Below are 18,966 nucleotides of genomic sequence, written 5' to 3' on the forward strand. Positions count from 1 at the left end.
TCACTTTTTCCCCCCCTCCCGACACCTTTTCCTCTTTTCGGGCAGAACCGCCTGGGAGAACCCCCCCTGCCCCCCAAGGCCGGGGGGGGGGGGGGGGGGGGGCCCCCCCCCCCCCACCCCCGTCGAGAGCCCGGGAGGAGCCGGCGCCCGGCGGCGACGCCGCCGGGTCCCCGCCCGGAGAACCCGGGGAGGGAGCACCGCGGCCCCGTGACTGCCGGCACGACCCGCCGGACGGGTCCCGGTCCCGCCGGGCGGGAGGAGCCACAGGCCCCTCTCCCGCCCCTCCGCCCCTGCTCCCCGGCGGGCCGCGAGCCCCCGGATGCGGGCGGCCGGGGGCCCGCGGCGGCGCGGCCCGGCCGGCCGTGTGCCCGCGGTCCCCGGCATCCGCCGGACCAGGGGCGACGACGCCCTCCCGGCCCTCCCGCGCCGCCCCTTCCCGCACCGCCCTTCACCCGCGTGGCCCTCGCGAAGCGGCCCCCCGCACCCCCGCCCGCCAGGATGCGGGGCATGGGTATACGCATGCTTCACCGCAGAGCGGCACCCCCGCGGGCCGACGCCGACGGACCCACCCACGAGGCGTTCGTGCCGGTTCCGGGCTTCGCCGCCGCCGCGAGTACCGCCCGCGTCCCCGCCACCCTCGCGACCGCGCTGCGGCGCGCCGCGGCCGGTCTCGGCCGCCGCGTCACCGACGGCCGGCGGCGCGCCGACCGCGCCCTTGCCGCCGCGGGACCGGCACGCCCCGGCGAGCCGCCGGCCTGGCGCCTGTGGGCCGAGCTGGCCCGCGGCTACCTCGCACTCGCCCTCACCCTGCTGCCCCGGCCCCGCCCGGTCCGCACGATCACCGTGTTCGTCGCGGCCGGCGAGACCCCCAGCGCGCGGCCGTACGGTCCGGCCGCCGCGTCCGGTCCGCTCCAGGGCCCCGCACGCCCGGGACCGGACGCCACACCCTGACCGCCACCGCGTACAGCGTCAGCGCGAGGACGAGCCCCGCGCCCGCCCCGAAGCACACCGCCGGGATCAGCTCCCAGGGCTTCGCGGCCGGCCCCCGGTGGGCCCACCACCGCACGGCCCGCCGCACCGCCGCCCCCAGCACGCAGCCGCCGAGCAGCGCGGCGGCCCCCCACCGGTCCGCACCCGAGAGCGCCGGCACCCCCACGGGCCCCGCGGCCCGGGGTGCCCGGCGCAGCGCCCGCACCAGGAACGCGGCGATCACGAGCGCGGCCACCACCGAGCCGCCGTACTGCAGGCACCGGTACAGGGGCGAGCCCGCGATCTCCTCGCCGAGCACGGGAAACACCCGCATCCCCCACCGGTCCGGGTGGGTGAAGGCGTCCCACGCGACGTGCGTCAGCGCGCCGAGCACCGCCGAGGCGCACCAGCGCAGCACCGGGGACGGCCGCACCCGCGCGCGGGGCGTCCCGCGCAGCGCAGCAGGGCGGCCGCCCGCCCCTGCCGGGCCCGGGGCAGCAGCGCCACCAGCGGTTCGCGCACCAGCGGCCACAGTCCCACCAGCGCCCAGGCGAGGAGCGCGTCGACCGTGAGCACGCCCCGGAAGGAGGGCGTGACGTCCCCGAACTCCATCGCCCGGGAAGGAAGCTCGCCGCGTAATAGGTCAGGTCGGGCGCGAGGGAACCCGCGACGAGCACGGCCGGCACCAGCGGGCCCCGGCCGGCCCCGTCGGCGCGCACGAGGGGCAGCACCGCCGCCGCATGGCTCAGCGTGAACGGCAACTCGACTCCCCGCGACAGGCGTTGACGGAGCCCGGTGGGCCCCGGCGATCGACGCGCTCCAGTGTGCGGGACGCCCCGCGCCACCACCGGTCACGAACGAAAGCGGCCAACCGTCGGATATCGGGCACGAACGGGTGTGCGCGCAAAGGAAGTTGTCGTAGGGTCACGAGAGCTGTCGTGCCGGGGCGCAGGACGGGCGCGGACGGAGAACGACGGCACATGCGCCCGCCCGCCGAGGGCAACCGGTGAGACGGGCGGACCGCCCCACGGGGCGGAGACGACAGACGTCGACGGACGCTCCGGCGTCCACGGGAGGGGTTCACTCTATGGCGGCGCAATTCGGCAGGAGGCTGCGCAGGGGAGCGGCAACCACCGCCGTGGCCGCGGCGGCGGTGGCGGCCCTGTCCGCGTCCCAGGCACCGGGGGTGACGGCCGGCGACCAGGCCACCGCGGACACCGCACCCGCGCCCGGGGAGACCGCCGACGTCGGCGCGACCGGCAACTCGCCGTACTACACGGACCTGCCGCCGCTCAACAGCCCCCACCCCTCCCCGTCCGCGAGCACCGGCCCGGGCACGCCCGGCGGGTCCGAGGCCGGCATACCGGCGACCGTCCTCGACGCCTACAAGAAGGCGGAGGCCGCGCTGCGCGAGGCCAAGCCGGGCTGCAACCTGCCCTGGCAACTGCTCGCCGCCATCGGCAAGGTGGAGTCGGGCCAGGCCCGCGGCGGACGCGTCGACGCCGACGGCACCACCCTCAGCCCGATCATCGGCCCGCAGCTCGACGGCAACGGCTTCGCGCTCATCAAGGACACCGACGACGGCGTGTACGACGGCAACAGCGCCTACGACAACGCCGTCGGCCCCATGCAGTTCATCCCGTCCACCTGGCAGTGGGCGGGCCGCGACGGCAACGGCGACGGCCGCAAGGACCCCAACAACATCTACGACGCCGCGCTCTCGGCCGGCCACTACCTGTGCCGCTTCGGCTGGGACCTGTCCGACCGGGGCGACCTCAGGAAGGCGATCCTCAGCTACAACAACTCCACGGACTACCTGAACACCGTCCTGTCCTGGCTGGAGTACTACCGCAAGGGCACCCACGAGATCCCGGACGGCACCGGCACCCTGCCCGTGGACCGCAGCGACGAGACCCCGGCGCGGCCCTCCCCGTCCGGGCCGGGCGCCTCCCCGTCCAAGCCCGGCGAGCCGTCCGGCGGCAGCCCGCGCCCCGAGCCGCCGGCCGCGCCCGGCACTCCGGGCACGCCGCCGGCCGCGCCCGGCACCCCGGGCACGCCGCCCGCTTCGCCCGGCACCCCGGACCCCGGGCCGTCGACCCCGTCGACACCGCCGCGGACGCCCACCGACACGGTGGACCACCTGGAGAACGCCGGCACCGGGAAGCTCACCGCGCGGACGGGCGAGGTGTTCGGCGAGAGGGTCAGGACCCGCGCCGAGACGGACGACGGCAAGGCGGTGGCCGGGGTGCGGATCCGCTTCACCCTCCTCGGCGACACCGGCACCGTCTTCGCCGGCGGCGAGAGCGTGGCCGTCGTCGTCACCAACGGCTCGGGCGTCGCCGTGGCGCCCGCGCTCCGGGCGGGCGGGAAGACCGGCGCCGTCACCGTCCGCGCCACCGTCGCCGGCCGCGCCGTCCCCGGCCTCGACTACCGGGCCACCGTCACCGAGCGCGTCGCCGACACCCTCGTGCGCACCGGTGACGAGGCGCTGACCTGCGCCCCGGGCGGCGAGTTCGCGGACCGGGTCGAGGTGAGGGCCACGTACGACGGCGCCGCCGCCGGCGGGGTCGCGGCCACCGCCACGCTGATCACCTCGGCCGACGACCCGGCCCCGAACGACGAGGGCCCCTACTTCAAGGACGCCGACGGCCGGGCCGTCCGCATCCTGACCGGCCTGGAGACGGACGCGAACGGCCTGCTGAGGCTGCCGCGGCTGTACGCCGACGACGCCACCGGCACGTTCCTGCTCCGCGTCACCACCGCGGGCGGGGCCACCCTCACGGTCGAACTGACCGTGGCGGCGGCCGGGACGCCGTCACCGGGCCCGTCGGCCGACCCCTCCACCGGTCCGTCCAGCGGCCCGTCGGCCGACCCGTCCAGCGGCCCGTCGGCGAGCCCCGGCGCGTGACCGCCGCCCCTCGCCGGACCGGGGGGCCCCGCCGTCACGACGGCGGGGCCCCCGGTCGCCGTGTGCGCCCCGGCGCCTTCCCGAAGGCCCCGCGCCGGGGACGGGACCGGGGCGGCTCACCGGCGGAGCCGTGCGTTGGTGTGCCGGGTCGGTTCGGCGGTGGACGGGTCCTGCGGCCACGGGTGCCGGGGATACCGCCCGCGCAGCTCGGCCCGTACCCCGCGGTAGCCGTCCTTCCAGAAGGAGGCGAGGTCGGCGGTGACCGCGGCCGGCCGTCCGGCCGGGGACAGCAGGTGCACCAGCAGCGGCACGCCGGCCACCCGGGGCGTCTCCCGGAGCCCGAACATCTCCTGGAGCTTCACGGCGAGCACCGGCTGCTCCGGATCGGAGTAGTCCACCCGGATCGCGGACCCGCTGGGCACGGTGATCCGCTCGGGCGCCAGCTCGTCGAGGAGCGCGGCCCGGCCCGAGGCCCAGGGCAGCAGCCGCCCGAGCGCCTGCCCGGCGTCGATGCGCGCGAGGTCGGCCCGCCCGCGGGCCCGGCCCAGCTCCGGCTCCAGCCACTCCGCCACGCGTGCGTGCAGCGCCTCGTCCGAGACGTCGGGCCACGGCGCGCCGAGCCGGCGGTGCAGGAACGCCAGCCGCTGCCGCAGCACGACCGCCCCCGCCGGCCACCGCAGCAGCCCGAACCCCTCCCGCCGCAGTCCGTCCAGCAGCGCCGCCCGGACGAGCGCGGGATCGGCGTCGGGAAGCGGTCGCACGGCCAGCTCCACCGCCCCGAGCCGCTCGACCCGGCGCGCCACGACGTCCCCGTCGGCCCACCGGACCTCCTCGCGCGACTCCAGCAGCGTCCCCGCCGCCGCGCGCGCGACGTCCTCGTCGACGGCCGCGCCGAGCCGCACCCGCGCGTGCCCCCGACCCACGGGCCGGTCGGCCACGGCGACCGCGATCCAGGACGCGCCGCGCAACCCGGCCCCCGCCGCCTCGGCACGGGTCCCGGACACCATCAGGTACGACCCGCCGTCCGCGCGGGCGACCCGCTCGGGAAAGGCGAGCGCGGCCACCAGCCCCACCCGGGCGTCCTCCCCGCCCGGCCGCACCGGCGGGGAGCCGGAACCGCGGACGGCCCTCCAGGACACCCCCGGGTCCCCGGAACCCTCCGCGGCTTCCGCGGCCTCCGCGGCGAGCGGGCGCAGTCGGCGCGCCTCCGCCCGCCACCGCCCCGCGTACGCGTCACCGCCGCGCCGCGCGGCCCGCAGCGCACCGGCGAGATCGTCCCCGTACTCCCGCGGCGGTTCCTCGCCGATCAGCGCGACCACCTCGGCCGCGAGCCCGGGGCCCACGGCCGGGGCCGCGTCCAGCAGCGCCCGCCCCAGCCGGGGGTGCAGGCCGAGCCGCGCGAGCCGTGCGCCCCGCGGCGTGGCCCGCCCGTCGGGGCCGACCGCCCCGATCGCCGCGAGCACGTCCCGGGCCGCCGCCATGGCCCCGCCCGGCGGGGGGTCCAGCAGCGCCAGCCCGGAGGCGTCCGGATCACCCCAGCAGGCCGCCTGGAGCGCGAACGCCGTCAGGTCGGCCACCTTGATCTCGGGGGAGGGGAACCGCGGCAGCCGCGCGTCCTCCGCCTCCGTCTAGCAGCGGTAGACCGCGCCCGGAGCCTCCCGTCCGGCCCGGCCCGCCCGCTGCCGCCCGGCCGCCCGCGAGGCCCGCACCGTGGTCAGCGCGCTCAGCCCGCGGGCGTGGTCGACCCGGGGCTCCCGCGCGAGCCCCGCGTCCACGACCACCCGCACCCCGGGCACCGTCAGCGACGACTCCGCCACCGAGGTCGCCAGCACCACCCGGCGCCCCGCGCCGGGCGCCAGCACCGCGTCCTGCACGGCCGCCGGCGCCCGCCCGTGCACCTGGAGCACGTCGACGTCCCCGAGGCCGGTGAGCTGCCCGGCCACCCGGGCGATCTCGCCCACCCCCGGCAGGAACACCAGCACGTCCCCGTCCCGCTCGGCCAGCGCCCGCCGCACCACCGACGCCACGTGCGTCAGCAGCGCCGGATCGACCCGCAGGCCGTGCGGCGGCCGCACCGGGCGCGCGGGAGGCGCCCACACCACCTCGACGGGGAACGCGGCGCCGGACGCCTCCACCACCGGCGCGCCGCCCAGCAGCCGGGCCCAGCCGTCGGCGTCCGTCGTGGCCGACGCGGCCACCAGGCGCAGCTCCGGGCGCAGGGTCTCGCGCACGTCCCACAGGAACGCCGCCGCCGTGTCCGCGTCCAGATGCCGCTCGTGGCACTCGTCGAGCACCACCACGTCCACGCCGGCCGCCTCCGGGTCGCGCTGCAACCGCTGCAGGAGCACGCCGGTCGTGACGACCTCCACGCGCGTGCGCGGCCCGACGGCCCGCTCCCCGCGCACCGTGAAACCGACGGACCCGCCCACGTCCTCGCCGAGCAGCCACGCCATCCGCCGCGCCGCCGCGCGCGCCGCGATCCGCCGCGGTTCGGCGACCACCACCCGCCGCGCGGGCCCCCCGCCGAGCAGCCCCGCCAGGGCCAGGGGCACCAGTGTCGTCTTGCCGGTGCCGGGCGGCGCCACCAGCACCGCGGTGCCGTGCGTCTCCAGGGCGCCGGCCAGCCCGGGCAGGGCGTCGCGCACGGGGAGGGCGTCCAGGGCGTCCTGACGGATCACGCGCTCAGTCCCGCACGCACACGAAGACCGCCGTCCCCGGGATCAGGCCGCCGCGCAGCGGGGACCAGCCGCCCCACTCCGAGGTGTTCCAGTCCGGCCACTCCGGCTCCACCAGGTCCACCAGGCGGAAGCCGCAGGCGACGACGTCCCGGACGCGGTCGCCGAGCGTCCGGTGGTGCTCGACGTACACCGCGCGGCCCTCCTCGTCCTGCTCGACGTAGGGCGTGCGGTCGAAGTACGACCCGGACACGCTCAGCCCCTCCGGGCCGGGCTCGTCCGGGAACGCCCAGCGGATCGGGTGCGTGACCGAGAAGACCAGCCGGCCGCCGGGCCGCAGCACCCGGTGCGCCTCGCGCAGCACCAGCCGCGGATCGGCGACGAAGGGCAGCGCCCCGTACGCCGAGCAGACCAGGTCGAAGGAGCCGTCCGCGAAGGGGAGCGCGATCGCGTCGGCGCACACCAGGGGGAAGGACCCGCCGATGCGCAGCGCGTGCTGCAGCTGCCGGTGCGAGATGTCCAGGGCCACCGGGCGCGCGCCCCGGGCGGCCAGCCAGCGCGAGCACTGCGCCGCGCCGGCGCCCAGCTCCAGGACGTCCCGCCCCTTCAGCTCCTCCGGCGGGCCGAGCAGCCCGGCCTCCACCTCGTCCAGGCCCTCGGGGCCCCACACGAAGCGGTCGTCGCCGAGGAACGCGCCGTGCTCGGTCTGGTACTCGTCCGCGTTGCGGTCCCACCAGCCCCGGTTGGCACGGGAGCTCTCGGTGACGCCGGCCTCCCGCCGGGTCGCCTCCGGTTCGGGACCTTCGGGCTCTTGGATGATCGGCTCCCTCGTCGTACTCTTCCGTCCATCTCGTCCCCGGCGCGTCGCCGCCGGGGGCGCGGCGCGGGCTGCGCGGCCCGGGCGCACCCGGTGACGCGGCTCCGCCGTGCGGGGGAATTGTGCCGGTTATACGGCGATCCACCCCGGGTGGGCGGCTTCGTGCATTGACCCTGCCCGGCTGCCCCCGTATGCTACAAGTTGCGCTGCGGGCCTGCGCACCTCAGACGTAGCAGGCTGCGCTCGCATCTGTTGTATGTCCCCTCGGTTGTCGAGGCGCGTCACCGTCACCGGTGAGGTGCTTCCTTGGCTGTCCGGCTTCTACAGAGCGAAACGGGCTCCGGCGTAGCAGTACCTACGACTTCAATGTCCGTACCGGAGCCCTTTCCCACATGACGAGCAGCACCGAGACCACCGCCACCACCCCGCAGGTAGCGGTCAACGACATCGGTAACGAGGAAGCGTTCCTCGCAGCGATCGACGAGACGATCAAGTACTTCAACGACGGCGACATCGTCGACGGCGTCATCGTGAAGGTCGACCGGGACGAGGTCCTGCTCGACATCGGTTACAAGACCGAAGGTGTCATCCCGAGCCGCGAGCTCTCGATCAAGCACGACGTCGACCCGAACGAGGTCGTCGCCGTCGGCGACGAGATCGAGGCCCTGGTCCTCCAGAAGGAGGACAAGGAAGGCCGCCTGATCCTCTCGAAGAAGCGCGCCCAGTACGAGCGTGCCTGGGGCACCATCGAGAAGATCAAGGAAGAGGACGGCATCGTCACCGGTACCGTCATCGAGGTCGTCAAGGGTGGTCTCATCCTCGACATCGGCCTCCGCGGCTTCCTCCCGGCCTCCCTGGTCGAGATGCGCCGTGTCCGCGACCTCCAGCCCTACGTGGGCAAGGAGCTCGAGGCGAAGATCATCGAGCTGGACAAGAACCGCAACAACGTGGTCCTGTCCCGTCGTGCCTGGCTGGAGCAGACCCAGTCCGAGGTCCGCCAGACGTTCCTCACCACCCTCCAGAAGGGTCAGGTCCGTTCCGGCGTCGTCTCCTCGATCGTCAACTTCGGTGCCTTCGTGGACCTGGGTGGCGTCGACGGTCTGGTCCACGTCTCCGAGCTGTCCTGGAAGCACATCGACCACCCGTCCGAGGTCGTCGAGGTGGGCCAGGAGGTCACCGTCGAGGTCCTCGACGTCGACATGGACCGCGAGCGCGTCTCCCTGTCGCTGAAGGCGACCCAGGAAGACCCGTGGCAGCAGTTCGCCCGCACCCACCAGATCGGCCAGGTCGTGCCCGGCAAGGTCACGAAGCTGGTTCCGTTCGGTGCGTTCGTCCGCGTGGACGAGGGCATCGAGGGCCTGGTCCACATCTCCGAGCTGGCCGAGCGCCACGTGGAGATCCCGGAGCAGGTCGTCCAGGTCAACGACGAGATCTTCGTCAAGGTCATCGACATCGACCTCGAGCGCCGTCGCATCAGCCTCTCGCTGAAGCAGGCCAACGAGTCCTTCGGTGCCGACCCGACGGCGGTCGAGTTCGACCCGACCCTGTACGGCATGGCCGCGTCCTACGACGACCAGGGCAACTACATCTACCCCGAGGGCTTCGACCCCGAGACCAACGACTGGCTCGAGGGCTACGAGAAGCAGCGCGAGGAGTGGGAGCGCCAGTACGCCGAGGCGCAGGCCCGCTTCGAGCAGCACCAGGCGCAGGTCATCAAGTCCCGCGAGGCGGACGAGAAGGCCGCCGCCGAGGGTGGCGAGGCCGCCGCTCCGGCCGCGTCCGGTGGCGGTTCGTACTCCTCCGAGGGCGGCGACCAGTCCGGCGCGCTGGCCTCGGACGAGGCGCTGGCCGCGCTGCGCGAGAAGCTGGCCGGCGGCCAGAGCTGAACTCCCCCGGCGGGGGAACCCCCAGCCGCTGAGGCCTAGCAGCCGACCGAGGGGCCGTACCTTTCGAGGTACGGCCCTTCGGCGTTGCCCCGTGGGGGTACGGGCCGGCGGGGTCCGGCGCGCGGTTCCCGCACCCCGGGGGAGGCGTCCCCGTCCTTGATCAGGAGTTGTCCCCGTCCGGGAATGCGAGTGCCGTGCGCCACGTTGTCCAGTACGAACACGAGGAGGAGCGGTCACTGTGCTTGATCCGCAGGGTTTGTACGCCTGGGAGCCGAAGGGCCTGGCCGTCGTCGACATGGCGCTCGCCCAGGAGTCGGCCGGACTTGTCATGCTCTACCACTTCGACGGATACATCGACGCGGGGGAGACCGGCGACCAGATCGTCGACCGGCTGCTCGACTCGCTGCCCCACCAGGTCGTCGCCCGGTTCGACCACGACCGGCTGATCGACTACCGCGCCCGGCGCCCGCTGCTGACCTTCACCCGCGACCGCTGGAGCGGCTACGAGGTGCCCGCCCTCGAGGTGCGCCTCGTCCAGGACGCCACCGGAGCCCCCTTCCTGCTGCTCTCCGGCCCCGAACCGGACGTGGAGTGGGAGCGCTTCGCCGCGGCCGTGCGGCAGATCGTGGAGCGGCTCGGCGTCCGCCTGTCGGTGAACTTCCACGGCATCCCGATGGGCGTCCCGCACACCCGCCCCGTCGGCCTCACCCCCCACGGCAACCGCACCGACCTCGTCCCCGGACACAGCAGCCCCTTCGAGGAGGCGCAGGTCCCCGGCAGCGCCGAGGCCCTCGTCGAGTACCGGCTCATGCAGGCCGGTCACGACGTCCTGGGTGTCGCCGGGCACGTCCCGCACTACCTCGCCCGCTCGCCGTACCCGGACGCGGCGCTCACCGTCCTGGAGGCCATCACGGCCGCGACCGGACTGGTCCTGCCCGGTGTCGCCCACGCCCTGCGCACCGAGGCGCACCGCACCCAGACCGAGATCGAGCGCCAGGTCCGGGAGGGCGACGACGAACTCACCGCCCTCATCCAGGGCCTGGAGCACCAGTACGACGCCGCCGCGGGCGCCGAGACCCGGGGCAACATGCTCGCCGAGCCGGTGGAGATCCCCTCGGCGGACGAGATCGGCCGCGAGTTCGAGCGGTTCCTGGCGGAGCGTGAGGGGGAGGGCTGATCCGGTACCCTCCCAGGTGACCGCGGTCCGCCGGCCCCCGCCGGCGCGGCGGCGCTCCGGTGGGCCCGGCCGCCGGAGCCGGCGAGCGGTCCCCGCGGCGGCGGGGCGGACGAAAGGGGAGGCGCGGTCGTGCTGTCCGTGGGCCTGACCGGCGGGATCGGCGCCGGCAAGAGCGAGGTGTCCCGGCTGCTCGTCGCGTGCGGGGCCGTGCTGATCGACGCGGACCGCATCGCGCGGGAGGTCGTCGAGCCGGGGACGCCCGGCCTCGCGGCGGTCGTGGAGGCCTTCGGCACGGAGGTGCTCGCCGAGGACGGCAGCCTGGACCGGGCCGCGCTGGGCTCCCTCGTCTTCGCCGATCCGGACAAGCTCGCCGTCCTCAACTCGATCGTCCATCCCCTGGTGGGCGCCCGCTCCCGCGAGCTGGAGGCGGCCGCCGCCGAGGACGCCGTCGTCGTCCACGACGTCCCCCTCCTCACCGAGAACGGCCTCGCCCCCCTCTACGACCTCGTGATCGTCGTCGACGCGAGCCCCGGGACCCAGCTCGACCGGCTCGTGCGGCGGCGCGGCATGACCGAGGAGGACGCCCGCGCGCGCATGGCCGCCCAGGCGACCCGCGAGCAGCGCCGGGAGATCGCCGACATCGTCATCGACAACGACGTTCCCCTGGAAGAGCTGGAGCGGCGGGTCGAGGAGGTGTGGGACGACCTCGTCCGCAGGGCACGGGCCCCCCGGCGGACCCCTCGGGAATAGCGGCCCCCGCACCGGGCGTTGAACCCCCTCCGACGAGGGAAGGATCGCGCTGTGCCCGAGACCGGTGGTTCGACCGGACGTACGCCGGAGACGCATGTCATCGACTTCCGTGCCGCCGAGCAACTGCTCGCCTCCCGCGACCCGCGGGGCGCGGTGAAGCTGCTCGACGGCGTCATCGACGTCCACCCGGAGAACACCGCCGCGCGGCTGCTGCGTGCGCGCGCCTTCTTCGCCTCGGCCCAGCTGCGCCCCGCCGAGCTGGAGTTCTCCCTCGTCCTGGAGCGCGAGCCGGACAACGCCTTCGCCCACTTCGCCCTCGCCCGCACCTACGAGCGCCAGAACCGCCCCCGCCCGGCCAAGCGCCACTTCCGGCTGGCGGCGGCGCTGGACCCGAACCCGGAGTACCTGAGGGCGGCGCGCTTCGAGGCCTGAGCGGCCGTGCCCGCCGCCGCTACGGCCGGCGGGCCGGCGGCTCGTACGGCGGCACGTCGCGGCCCGGCTGGTAGTGGGGGCCCTGGCGGATGCGCCGCACGACGACGACCAGGTCGACCAGGACGACCAGCCACAGCAGCCCGCAGGCGAGCGCCCAGCCCCGGTGCCCCGCGAGCGCGAACGCCGTGGTGCCGGACACCGTCCAGACCACGCCCCAGACGCTCAGCCAGAACCGCATCCGCAGCGCACTGCGCGCGGTCACCGGCTCACTGCCCGTACGCCTCACGACGACCACCCCCGTTCCCGGCTCCCCCCGTCCGCCCCGGGTTCCCCGGAGCGGGGCTCCCATGAGGGAGCCGGACCTCCCGTGACCCCCCTGGTTCACACGGACGGGTGAATTCGCGCCGCACGGGAACGGCTGTGCGGAGACGGGCCGTTGGGCGGGCATGGGACGGAGAAGGCGTGAGGGGTACGAGGGGACGGGTCCCGGGGCGATCACCCCGGACGGCTGCGCGGTGGAGCTCTACGCGCGGCTGCCCGTCGGGGACGAGCCGGACGTCATCGCCGGGGCGGTGCCCGCGGGCGCGCGCGTCCTGGAGCTGGGCAGCGGGGCCGGGCGGATGACCCACGCCCTGCTGGAACGCGGCTTCACGGTCACGGCGGTGGACGAGTCCGCCGAGATGCTGGAGCGCGTGCGCGGGGCGCGGACGGTGCGCAGCCCCGTGGAGGAGCTCGACCTGGGCGAGACGTTCGACGTGGTGCTGCTCGCGTCCTTCCTGGTGCACGTGGGGGACGCCGAGGTGCGGCGGGGCATGCTGCGCACCTGTGCGCGGCACCTGGCGGAGGACGGATGCGTGCTGATCCAGCGGGAGGGCGAGGACTACCACGACGACGTGCCGCGCGAGCGGGTGGACCCCGCGGGCTTCACCGTGCGGATCGTGTCGTCGGAGCCGATCGGCGACGGGGTCGACTCGGTGCACGCGGAGTACGTGTTCCCGGACGCGACCTGGACGCAGACGTTCCGGTCGCGGCCGCTGACGAGGCGGCAGTTCGAGGAGGCGCTGGGGGAGGCCGGCCTGAGGGTGGACCGGTACCTGACGGAGGACCGGACATGGGTGAGGGCGGTGCCGGTGACGGGCGGCTGAGGGCGGGATGCCCGCGGGCGGCGGGGCCCGCGCACGGATCCGGCCCGGTTCCGGGGGCCCGCGCCGGGAAGCACCGCCGGGACGGCGTCCGGGCGGGACCGTGCCCTCCCGGACGCCACCGGTTCACGGCCGGCGCGTGCTCCCGGGCCCGGGACCGCCCGGCCCGCCGAGGCCGCCCAGACCGCCCAGACCGCGCAGGCGCTCCAGTTCGCGGCGGTCGCGCTTGGTGGGGCGGCCCGCGCCGCGGTCGCGGACGCCGGCCGGGGCGACGGCCTCGCGGGGCGGGGGCGGCGGCGAGTTGTCGATGTAGCACTGGGCGGCCACCGGGGCGCCCACCCGCTTGCGGATCAGCCGTCTGACGACGACGATCCGCTCCCGGCCCTCGTGCCGCAGCCGCACCTCGTCGCCGACGCGGACCGAGTGGGCGGGCTTGACCCGCTCCCCGTTCACGCGGACGTGGCCGCCCCGGCAGGCGGCGGCGCCGAGGGAACGTGTCTTGACCAGGCGGACGGACCAGATCCAGCTGTCGATCCGCACGGTCTCGCCGTTCTTCGGTCCGGCCGCCTCGGCGGCCGCCACGGCGGCGGCGGTCTTCGGATCCGGGGAGGCGGCCGCCTCCGGGCCGCTGCCCGTCGTCCCCGCCGTGTCCCCGGCCTCACGCGTCCTGTCGTCCTGCGCAGCCTCAGAAGCCATGCCCCGACCTTAGTCCCCCGGGCCGCCGGACCGGACGGGGACCGCCGCGGCGCACGGCCGGCCGAACACTGCCAAAGTAATTTTGCAAAAAGTCTTTTGCCAAGTGGGGCCCGCGTCCTACGCTCACCGCATGTCCAGTGACCAGCACAGGCGCGTACTCGACCCCGAGAAGGACGCCGCCGCACTGAAGGCGCTCACCCATCCGCTGCGGATCCGGCTGCTGGGACTGCTGCGGCTGAACGGGCCGGCCACCGCCAGCGAGCTGGCGGAGCGGACGGGGGAGTCCTCGGCGTCGACCAGCTACCACCTGCGGGTCCTGGCGAAGTACGCCTTCATCGCGGAGGCCGAGCACCGCGACGGACGGGAACGGCGCTGGCGGGCGCTGCACTCCGTGACGTCCTGGAGGAACGAGGCGATGGAGTCCTCGGCCGCGGGCCGCGCCTTCGTCGGCATGGCGCGGCGGCGCCAGATCGAGCACCTGGAGGCGTCCCTCGTCCGGCACGAGGCGGACCTCGCCGAGGGGCGGCTGGGGCCGGAGTGGGCCGGGCCGTCCGGGATCAGCGACCTGATGCCGGACCTGACCCCCGAGTCGCTCGCCGAACTCCGGGACGTCCTCGACCGCAAGCTGGAGGAACTCACCGCCCGCGACGCGGACGACCCGCGCGCCCGCCGGGTCGTCCTCGTCACCGCGGCACTGCCCCTCGCGCCGACCGACGGGGCCGGGGCCCCGTCGTGACCGGGACACCGCAGACGGTCCTGCGCGCCGCCCGCCGCCGTTACGTCGTCCTCTGCGTCCTGTTCTGGCTGCCCCCCGGCCTGGCCATGGCCCCGCTGGTGCTGCTGTTCACCGAACGCGGCATGTCCCTCGCCGCCGTCGCGGGCCTCTTCGCCGTCCACTCCCTCACCGTCGCGGTCATGGAACTGCCCACCGGAGGCCTGTCCGACGTCCTCGGACGCCGTCCCGTCCTCGCCGTGGCGGGCGGGCTCAACACGATCGCCCTGGTGCTCCACGGCCTCGGCGGCACCGCGGGGGTGCTCGTCCTCGGCATGGTGCTGATGGGCACGGCCCGCGCCCTGGCCAGCGGGCCGGCGGAGGCCTGGTACGTGGACACCGTGCGGGCGTGCGCCGGCCCCGACGCCGACCTGCGCACGGGCCTGGCGCGCGGCAGCACCGCGACCTCGGCCGCGCTCGCGACCGGCCTCCTGCTCGGCGGCGCCCTGCCCTGGCTGCTCGGCCTCGGACCGGACCTCGGCTCCCGGCTGACGGAGGCCACCTCCCAGGCGGTGCTGCCGCTGTCCGTCCCCGTGCTCCTGGGCGCCGCCGTCGAGATCCTCTTCACCTGCTGCGTCCTGACCACGCTGCGGGAACCGCCCCGGCCGCCGGCCACCCCGCGCTCCGTCCTGCGCGGCGTCCCCGGCACCGTCCTGAGCGGCGTCCGCCTGGGCGGCCGGGACGCCGTGGTCCGCCGGGTGCTGCTCGGCGCGGCCGCGGCCGGCAGCGCCGTGGCCGCCGTCGAACTGCTGATGCCGGGCCGCGCCGTGACGCTGACCGGCGCACCCGGGCCGGGAGCGCTCCTCTTCGCCGCGCTCGCCTGCGGCGGCTTCGTCTGCTCCGGTCTCGGCAGCCACCTCGCCCCCTTCGCGGCCCGCCGCACCGGCAGCGGCGAACGGGCGGTCCTGGCCGGCCTCGGCACCGGCGCGGCCGGACTGCTGCTGCTCGGGGCGACGGCGGCCTGGTCGCACCCGGTCTCCGCCGTCCTCGTGGTGGCCGGCCTCGGACTCGTGTACCTGGGGCTCGGTGTGGCGGGCCCGAACGAGAACGAGCTGCTGCACCGGCGCGTCCCCGGCGAGGGCCGGGCCACCGCCCTGTCCGCGCAGTCCCTCGCCCAGCAGTCGGTCGGGGCCCTCACCGGCGTCGTCGTCGGCGCGATGGCCCCCGGCCCGCTGCCCTGGCTGCTGACGGCGGCCGTGCTGTTCGGCGGGAGCCTGCTGTGGTCGGGCCGCGGCGGCCGGGCCGCGCCGGCGGCGGGGGACGCCGTGCCGGTGCCCCGCGGGCCCCGGCCTACCGTGGAGCCATGAACCCCGACGGTCTCCCCGGCCTCGACCGGCGCATCACCGGCTGCCGCGCCTGCCCGCGACTGGTCGAGTGGCGGGAGGAGGTCGCCCGCACCAAGCGCGCGGCCTTCGCGGACTGGACGTACTGGGGCAGGCCGGTGCCGGGCTTCGGACCGCCGGACGCCCGGCTGCTGATCGTCGGACTGGCGCCCGCCGCGCACGGCGGCAACCGCACGGGACGCATGTTCACCGGTGACCGGTCCGGGGACGTGCTGTACCGGGCGCTGTACGACACCGGCCTCGCCTCGCAGCCGACGTCCGTGCACGCGGGGGACGGCCTGGAACTGCACGGGGTGCGCGTCACCGCCCCCGTGCACTGCGCCCCGCCGGCGAACAGGCCCACCCCCGGGGAACGGGACGCCTGCCGGCCCTGGCTGGTCCGGGAACTGCGTCTGCTGCGGCCGACGCTGCGGGCCGCGGTCGTCCTGGGCGCCTTCGGGTGGCAGGCCGCGCTGCCCGCGTTCGCCGAAGCGGGCTGGACCGTGCCCCGCCCCCGCCCGGCCTTCGCCCACGGCGCCCGCGTCACGCTCCCCGCGCCGGACGGGGACGCCCTGCACCTGCACGGCTGCTACCACGTCAGCCAGCGCAACACCTTCACCGGTCGGCTCACCCCCGGGATGCTCCGGGAGGTGCTGCGCGCGGCGGCGGAGGCGGCGGGGCTGTCCCCGCGAAAATGAGGTGATCACCCGCGGCGCGGCCGCTATGTTGCCCCGATGGGCCTCTATCCGAAGACCGAACCGTACGACCACGGGATGCTCGACGTCGGCGACGGCAACCGCGTGTACTGGGAGACCAGCGGGAACCCGCACGGCAAGCCCGCGCTGGTGCTGCACGGCGGACCGGGCGCCGGCGCGAGCCCGAACCTGCGCCGGTACTTCGACCCGGCCGCGTACCGGATCGTGCTGCTCGACCAGCGGGGCGCCGGACGCTCGACCCCCCCGGCGAGCGACCCCGCCACCGACATGGGCGTCAACACGACCGCCCACCTCATCGCCGACCTGGAGCGGCTCCGCGCCCACCTGGGCATCGAGCGGTGGCTGGTGTGGGGGGCGTCGTGGGGGTCGGTCCTGGGCCTGCGGTACGCGCAGACGCATCCCGGGGTGGTGTCCGAACTGGTGCTGACGGCGGTCGCCACCGGGTCGAACCGGGAGGTCGACCTGCTCACCCGGGGGCTGGGGAAGATCTTCCCGGAGGCGTACGAGCGGTTCCTCGCCGCCCTGCCCCCCGGCGAGCGGGACGGTGGTCCGGCCGCCGGGTACAGCCGGCTGCTGGAGTCGCCCGACCCCGAGGTCCGGGAGCGGGCCGCGCGGGCCTGGACCGACTGGGAGACGGCGACGATCCCCGCCCCGCCCGGATCGATCCCCCGCTTCGAGGACCCGGTCTTCCGCTACGGCTTCGCCCGCACGGTCACCCACTACTGGGGCCGCGACCACTTCCTCGGCGAGGGCAACGACGAGGGCGTCGTCCTGAGGGACGCCCACCTGCTGAAGGGCATCCCCGGCACCCTGGTCCAGGGCAGCCTCGACTTCGGCAACCTCCTCGGCACCGTCTGGCGGCTCCACCACGCCTGGCCGGACAGTGAACTGGTGATCGTGGACGAGGCCGGCCACGACGCCGGTGCCGCCGGGAGCGACGCCCTGGTGGCGGCGACGGACCGGTACGCGCGCGCGGACGGCCGGTGAACCCGGCCGTCCCACGGCCGTCACGCGTCCCGCACGCCCGGCTCCCGCTCCTCGCCGCCCGGACCGTCCGTCCGCTCCACGGCCGTGGAGGCGTACCGCTCGCGGAGGCGGCGGGCGGGCGCGCTGGCCTGGAAGGCCCGCGGTGCGAGGCCCTTCCCCGGTCGCCGGCCGCCGGTCATCGCGCGTCCGGGACGACGGCCGTCGCGGTGATCTCGACGAGCTGCCCGGGGTAGCCGAGGCAGGCCACACCGATCAGGGTCGACGCGTGGGGGCCCGTGCTCAGCCCGGACGCCTCCACCACCTCCCACACGGCGGAGAGCACCGCGGGTTCGCCGCTCACCACGTACACGTCCGTCGTCACCACGTGCGTCAAGTCGCTGCCCACCGCCCGCAGCTGCTCCTCCAGATTGGCCAGCACCCGCTCGGCCTGCCGCACCGGGTCCCCCTCGCCGATCAGTCTCCCCCCGGCGTCGAGCGGCACCGACCCGGCGAGGAACGCCAGTCGGGTGCCCGCCTCGACGACACAGGCGTGGGAGTACGTGGGCGGGGGGAAGAGGCCGGGGGCGGTGACACGCCGGATCACACGGGCTCCGATCGTCTGGGAACGGGTGGTGGACGACCCACCGATCATGCGATGTCCGGCCCGCCGCCGCACCTGTATTTTCCTCGCGCCCGCCCGGACGCCCCCGTAGCCTTCCCAGCGCACACCTCCGTCCGTCAGGAGCCGCCGCCGTGCCCTCCCTCCCCGACCGGTCCTTCCTCGAGACGACCGCCGACCGGCTCGCCGCCCTCCCCGGTGTCCGGGCCGTCGCCCTCGGCGGCTCCCGCGCCCAGGGCACCGAACGGCCGGACAGCGACTGGGACCTGGCGGTCTACTACCGGGGTTCCTTCGACCCCGACGACCTGCGCGCGGTCGGCTGGGAGGGCGAGGTCTGCGGGATCGGCGACTGGGGCGGCGGCGTCTTCAACGGCGGCGCCTGGCTGACGATCGACGGACGCCGAGTGGACGTCCACTACCGCGACCTCGGGGTCGTCGAGCACGAGCTGGCGCAGGCGGAGCGGGGCCGGTTCCGCGTCGAGCCGCTGCTGTTCCACCTCGCCGGCATCCCGACGTACCTGCTGGTCGCGGAGCTCGCGGTCAACCGGGTGCTGCGCGGCGAGCTGCCCCGCCCCGCCGCCTACCCGCGGGCCCTGCGCGAGGCCGCCCCGCCCCGCTGGCACGGCACGGCCGCCGCCACCCTCGCCTACGCCAGGACCGGTCACGCCCCCGAGGGCGCCCTCACCCAGGTCGCGGGGAGCATCGCCGTCGCCGCGACCCACACCGCGCACGCGGTGGCGGCGGCGCGGGGGGAGTGGGTGACCAATGAGAAGGGACTCGTCGCACGGGCCGGCCTCGGGGACGTGGACACCCTGCTGGAGGGCCTGACGAGCGACCCGGACGCCCTCACGCGGGCGGTGGAGGCCGCGGAGGAGCGGTTCGCCCGCGCCGTGGAGGCGGCCCGGCGGTGACCCGGCCGGCGGGCGCCACGACCTCGCCCCGCGGGCCGGCCGGCGGGAGGAGCCGGGGGAACCCGAGGGGCGGGCGTCGGCTCGCGGGGCGCCTGTGAGAAGTGAGCACACCCGGTATCACGGCGAGTGCGGCGGCCGGCACGGAGCGCGACGGGTTGCTCCGAAGAGATGAGAGCTGGCTCACACTGTGCGGTGAACGGGTGTCAAC

17 protein-coding genes and 2 pseudogenes are annotated in these 18,966 nt (G+C 76.0%); 12 read left to right on the forward strand and 7 right to left on the reverse strand.

Annotation, left to right across the window (positions count from 1 at the left end; translation table 11 throughout):
- Nucleotides 1-507: 507 nt before the first annotated feature.
- Nucleotides 508-951 (forward strand): hypothetical protein, encoded by a 444-nt coding sequence (locus ACZ56B_RS07820; RefSeq protein WP_468787404.1) that lies wholly within the window; start codon nucleotides 508-510, stop codon nucleotides 949-951.
- Here the strand turns inward: ACZ56B_RS07820 and ACZ56B_RS07825 are convergent.
- Nucleotides 839-1,730 (reverse strand): annotated as a pseudogene (locus ACZ56B_RS07825) (DUF4184 family protein). The gene ACZ56B_RS07820 and the pseudogene ACZ56B_RS07825 sit on opposite strands and share 113 nt — an antisense overlap.
- A gap of 326 nt (nucleotides 1,731-2,056) precedes the next feature.
- Between ACZ56B_RS07825 and ACZ56B_RS07830 the strand changes: the two are divergent.
- Nucleotides 2,057-3,877 carry a lytic transglycosylase domain-containing protein gene (locus ACZ56B_RS07830; protein WP_468787406.1) on the forward strand — a complete coding sequence of 607 codons (1,821 nt, stop codon included), beginning with the start codon at nucleotides 2,057-2,059 and terminating at the stop codon, nucleotides 3,875-3,877.
- 116 nt (nucleotides 3,878-3,993) lie between these two features.
- Here the strand turns inward: ACZ56B_RS07830 and hrpB are convergent.
- Both hrpB and ACZ56B_RS07840 read right to left on the reverse strand, forming a co-directional pair.
- Nucleotides 3,994-6,555: pseudogene (gene hrpB, locus ACZ56B_RS07835) on the reverse strand (ATP-dependent helicase HrpB).
- Nucleotides 6,556-6,559: 4 nt separating this feature from the next.
- Nucleotides 6,560-7,459: a class I SAM-dependent methyltransferase gene (locus ACZ56B_RS07840; protein WP_468787408.1), complete on the reverse strand. Its 900-nt coding sequence runs from the start codon at nucleotides 7,457-7,459 to the stop codon at nucleotides 6,560-6,562.
- 302 nt (nucleotides 7,460-7,761) lie between these two features.
- On the opposite strand from ACZ56B_RS07840, the gene rpsA reads away from it, so the two are divergent.
- The 4 genes from rpsA (at nucleotide 7,762) to ACZ56B_RS07860 (ending at nucleotide 11,614) form a co-directional block, all read left to right on the forward strand.
- Entirely contained in the window at nucleotides 7,762-9,255 is a 1,494-nt protein-coding gene (gene rpsA / locus ACZ56B_RS07845) for a 30S ribosomal protein S1 (RefSeq protein WP_004989441.1), read from the forward strand.
- 238 nt (nucleotides 9,256-9,493) lie between these two features.
- Nucleotides 9,494-10,432, forward strand: a complete 939-nt coding sequence (locus ACZ56B_RS07850) for a PAC2 family protein (protein WP_468787410.1) — start codon at nucleotides 9,494-9,496, stop codon at nucleotides 10,430-10,432.
- 129 nt (nucleotides 10,433-10,561) lie between these two features.
- Nucleotides 10,562-11,182 (forward strand): dephospho-CoA kinase, encoded by a 621-nt coding sequence (gene coaE / locus ACZ56B_RS07855; RefSeq protein WP_468787412.1) that lies wholly within the window; start codon nucleotides 10,562-10,564, stop codon nucleotides 11,180-11,182.
- Between the two features lie 51 nt (nucleotides 11,183-11,233).
- Nucleotides 11,234-11,614 (forward strand): tetratricopeptide repeat protein, encoded by a 381-nt coding sequence (locus ACZ56B_RS07860; protein ID WP_468787414.1) that lies wholly within the window; start codon nucleotides 11,234-11,236, stop codon nucleotides 11,612-11,614.
- Between the two features lie 19 nt (nucleotides 11,615-11,633).
- On the opposite strand, the gene ACZ56B_RS07865 is transcribed toward ACZ56B_RS07860, so the two are convergent.
- Nucleotides 11,634-11,909: a DUF6343 family protein gene (locus tag ACZ56B_RS07865; RefSeq protein ID WP_468787416.1), complete on the reverse strand. Its 276-nt coding sequence runs from the start codon at nucleotides 11,907-11,909 to the stop codon at nucleotides 11,634-11,636.
- A 151-nt stretch (nucleotides 11,910-12,060) separates the two neighbouring features.
- Here ACZ56B_RS07865 and ACZ56B_RS07870 point away from each other — a divergent pair, with 151 nt between their 5' ends.
- On the forward strand, nucleotides 12,061-12,759 hold the full coding sequence (locus ACZ56B_RS07870) for a class I SAM-dependent methyltransferase (protein WP_468787418.1): 699 nt from the start codon (nucleotides 12,061-12,063) through the stop codon (nucleotides 12,757-12,759).
- A 123-nt stretch (nucleotides 12,760-12,882) separates the two neighbouring features.
- Here the strand turns inward: ACZ56B_RS07870 and ACZ56B_RS07875 are convergent, their stop codons facing one another.
- Nucleotides 12,883-13,452, reverse strand: coding sequence for an RNA-binding S4 domain-containing protein (locus tag ACZ56B_RS07875; RefSeq protein ID WP_468787420.1), 570 nt, complete (start codon nucleotides 13,450-13,452; stop codon nucleotides 12,883-12,885).
- 130 nt (nucleotides 13,453-13,582) lie between these two features.
- Here ACZ56B_RS07875 and ACZ56B_RS07880 point away from each other — a divergent pair, with 130 nt between their 5' ends.
- Genes ACZ56B_RS07880 through pip form a run of 4 tightly spaced genes read left to right on the forward strand, consistent with a single transcriptional unit; the run spans nucleotide 13,583 to nucleotide 17,249 of the window.
- Entirely contained in the window at nucleotides 13,583-14,188 is a 606-nt protein-coding gene (locus ACZ56B_RS07880) for a helix-turn-helix domain-containing protein (RefSeq protein ID WP_468787422.1), read from the forward strand.
- On the forward strand, nucleotides 14,185-15,531 hold the full coding sequence (locus ACZ56B_RS07885) for an MFS transporter (RefSeq protein ID WP_468787424.1): 1,347 nt from the start codon (nucleotides 14,185-14,187) through the stop codon (nucleotides 15,529-15,531). The genes ACZ56B_RS07880 and ACZ56B_RS07885 overlap by 4 nt, the downstream gene beginning before the upstream one ends.
- Entirely contained in the window at nucleotides 15,528-16,244 is a 717-nt protein-coding gene (locus tag ACZ56B_RS07890) for a uracil-DNA glycosylase (RefSeq protein ID WP_468787426.1), read from the forward strand. The genes ACZ56B_RS07885 and ACZ56B_RS07890 overlap by 4 nt, the downstream gene beginning before the upstream one ends.
- A gap of 36 nt (nucleotides 16,245-16,280) precedes the next feature.
- On the forward strand, nucleotides 16,281-17,249 hold the full coding sequence (gene pip, locus ACZ56B_RS07895) for a prolyl aminopeptidase (RefSeq protein WP_468787428.1): 969 nt from the start codon (nucleotides 16,281-16,283) through the stop codon (nucleotides 17,247-17,249).
- Between the two features lie 20 nt (nucleotides 17,250-17,269).
- Here the strand turns inward: pip and ACZ56B_RS07900 are convergent, their stop codons facing one another.
- Both ACZ56B_RS07900 and ACZ56B_RS07905 read right to left on the reverse strand, forming a co-directional pair.
- Nucleotides 17,270-17,428 carry a hypothetical protein gene (locus ACZ56B_RS07900; RefSeq protein WP_468787430.1) on the reverse strand — a complete coding sequence of 53 codons (159 nt, stop codon included), beginning with the start codon at nucleotides 17,426-17,428 and terminating at the stop codon, nucleotides 17,270-17,272.
- Nucleotides 17,425-17,832 (reverse strand): RidA family protein, encoded by a 408-nt coding sequence (locus ACZ56B_RS07905; RefSeq protein ID WP_468787432.1) that lies wholly within the window; start codon nucleotides 17,830-17,832, stop codon nucleotides 17,425-17,427. The genes ACZ56B_RS07900 and ACZ56B_RS07905 overlap by 4 nt, the downstream gene beginning before the upstream one ends.
- A gap of 149 nt (nucleotides 17,833-17,981) precedes the next feature.
- Between ACZ56B_RS07905 and ACZ56B_RS07910 the strand changes: the two genes are divergently transcribed.
- Entirely contained in the window at nucleotides 17,982-18,758 is a 777-nt protein-coding gene (locus ACZ56B_RS07910) for a nucleotidyltransferase domain-containing protein (RefSeq protein ID WP_468787434.1), read from the forward strand.
- The last annotated feature ends 208 nt before the right edge of the window (nucleotides 18,759-18,966 follow it).

The organism is Streptomyces sp. NPDC034670, from assembly GCF_055574875.1.

What these genes read in the sequence shown, in the direction of transcription:
- rpsA (WP_004989441.1), top strand. Translation starts at nt 7,762, where the DNA reads ATGACGAGCAGCACCGAGACCACCGCCACCACCCCGCAGGTAGCGGTC.
- ACZ56B_RS07870 (WP_468787418.1), top strand. Translation starts at nt 12,061, where the DNA reads ATGGGACGGAGAAGGCGTGAGGGGTACGAGGGGACGGGTCCCGGGGCG.
- ACZ56B_RS07830 (WP_468787406.1), top strand. Translation starts at nt 2,057, where the DNA reads ATGGCGGCGCAATTCGGCAGGAGGCTGCGCAGGGGAGCGGCAACCACC.
- ACZ56B_RS07900 (WP_468787430.1), bottom strand. Translation starts at nt 17,428, where the DNA reads ATGACCGGCGGCCGGCGACCGGGGAAGGGCCTCGCACCGCGGGCCTTC.
- ACZ56B_RS07820 (WP_468787404.1), top strand. Translation starts at nt 508, where the DNA reads ATGGGTATACGCATGCTTCACCGCAGAGCGGCACCCCCGCGGGCCGAC.
- ACZ56B_RS07875 (WP_468787420.1), bottom strand. Translation starts at nt 13,452, where the DNA reads ATGGCTTCTGAGGCTGCGCAGGACGACAGGACGCGTGAGGCCGGGGAC.
- pip (WP_468787428.1), top strand. Translation starts at nt 16,281, where the DNA reads ATGGGCCTCTATCCGAAGACCGAACCGTACGACCACGGGATGCTCGAC.
- ACZ56B_RS07890 (WP_468787426.1), top strand. Translation starts at nt 15,528, where the DNA reads ATGAACCCCGACGGTCTCCCCGGCCTCGACCGGCGCATCACCGGCTGC.
- ACZ56B_RS07880 (WP_468787422.1), top strand. Translation starts at nt 13,583, where the DNA reads ATGTCCAGTGACCAGCACAGGCGCGTACTCGACCCCGAGAAGGACGCC.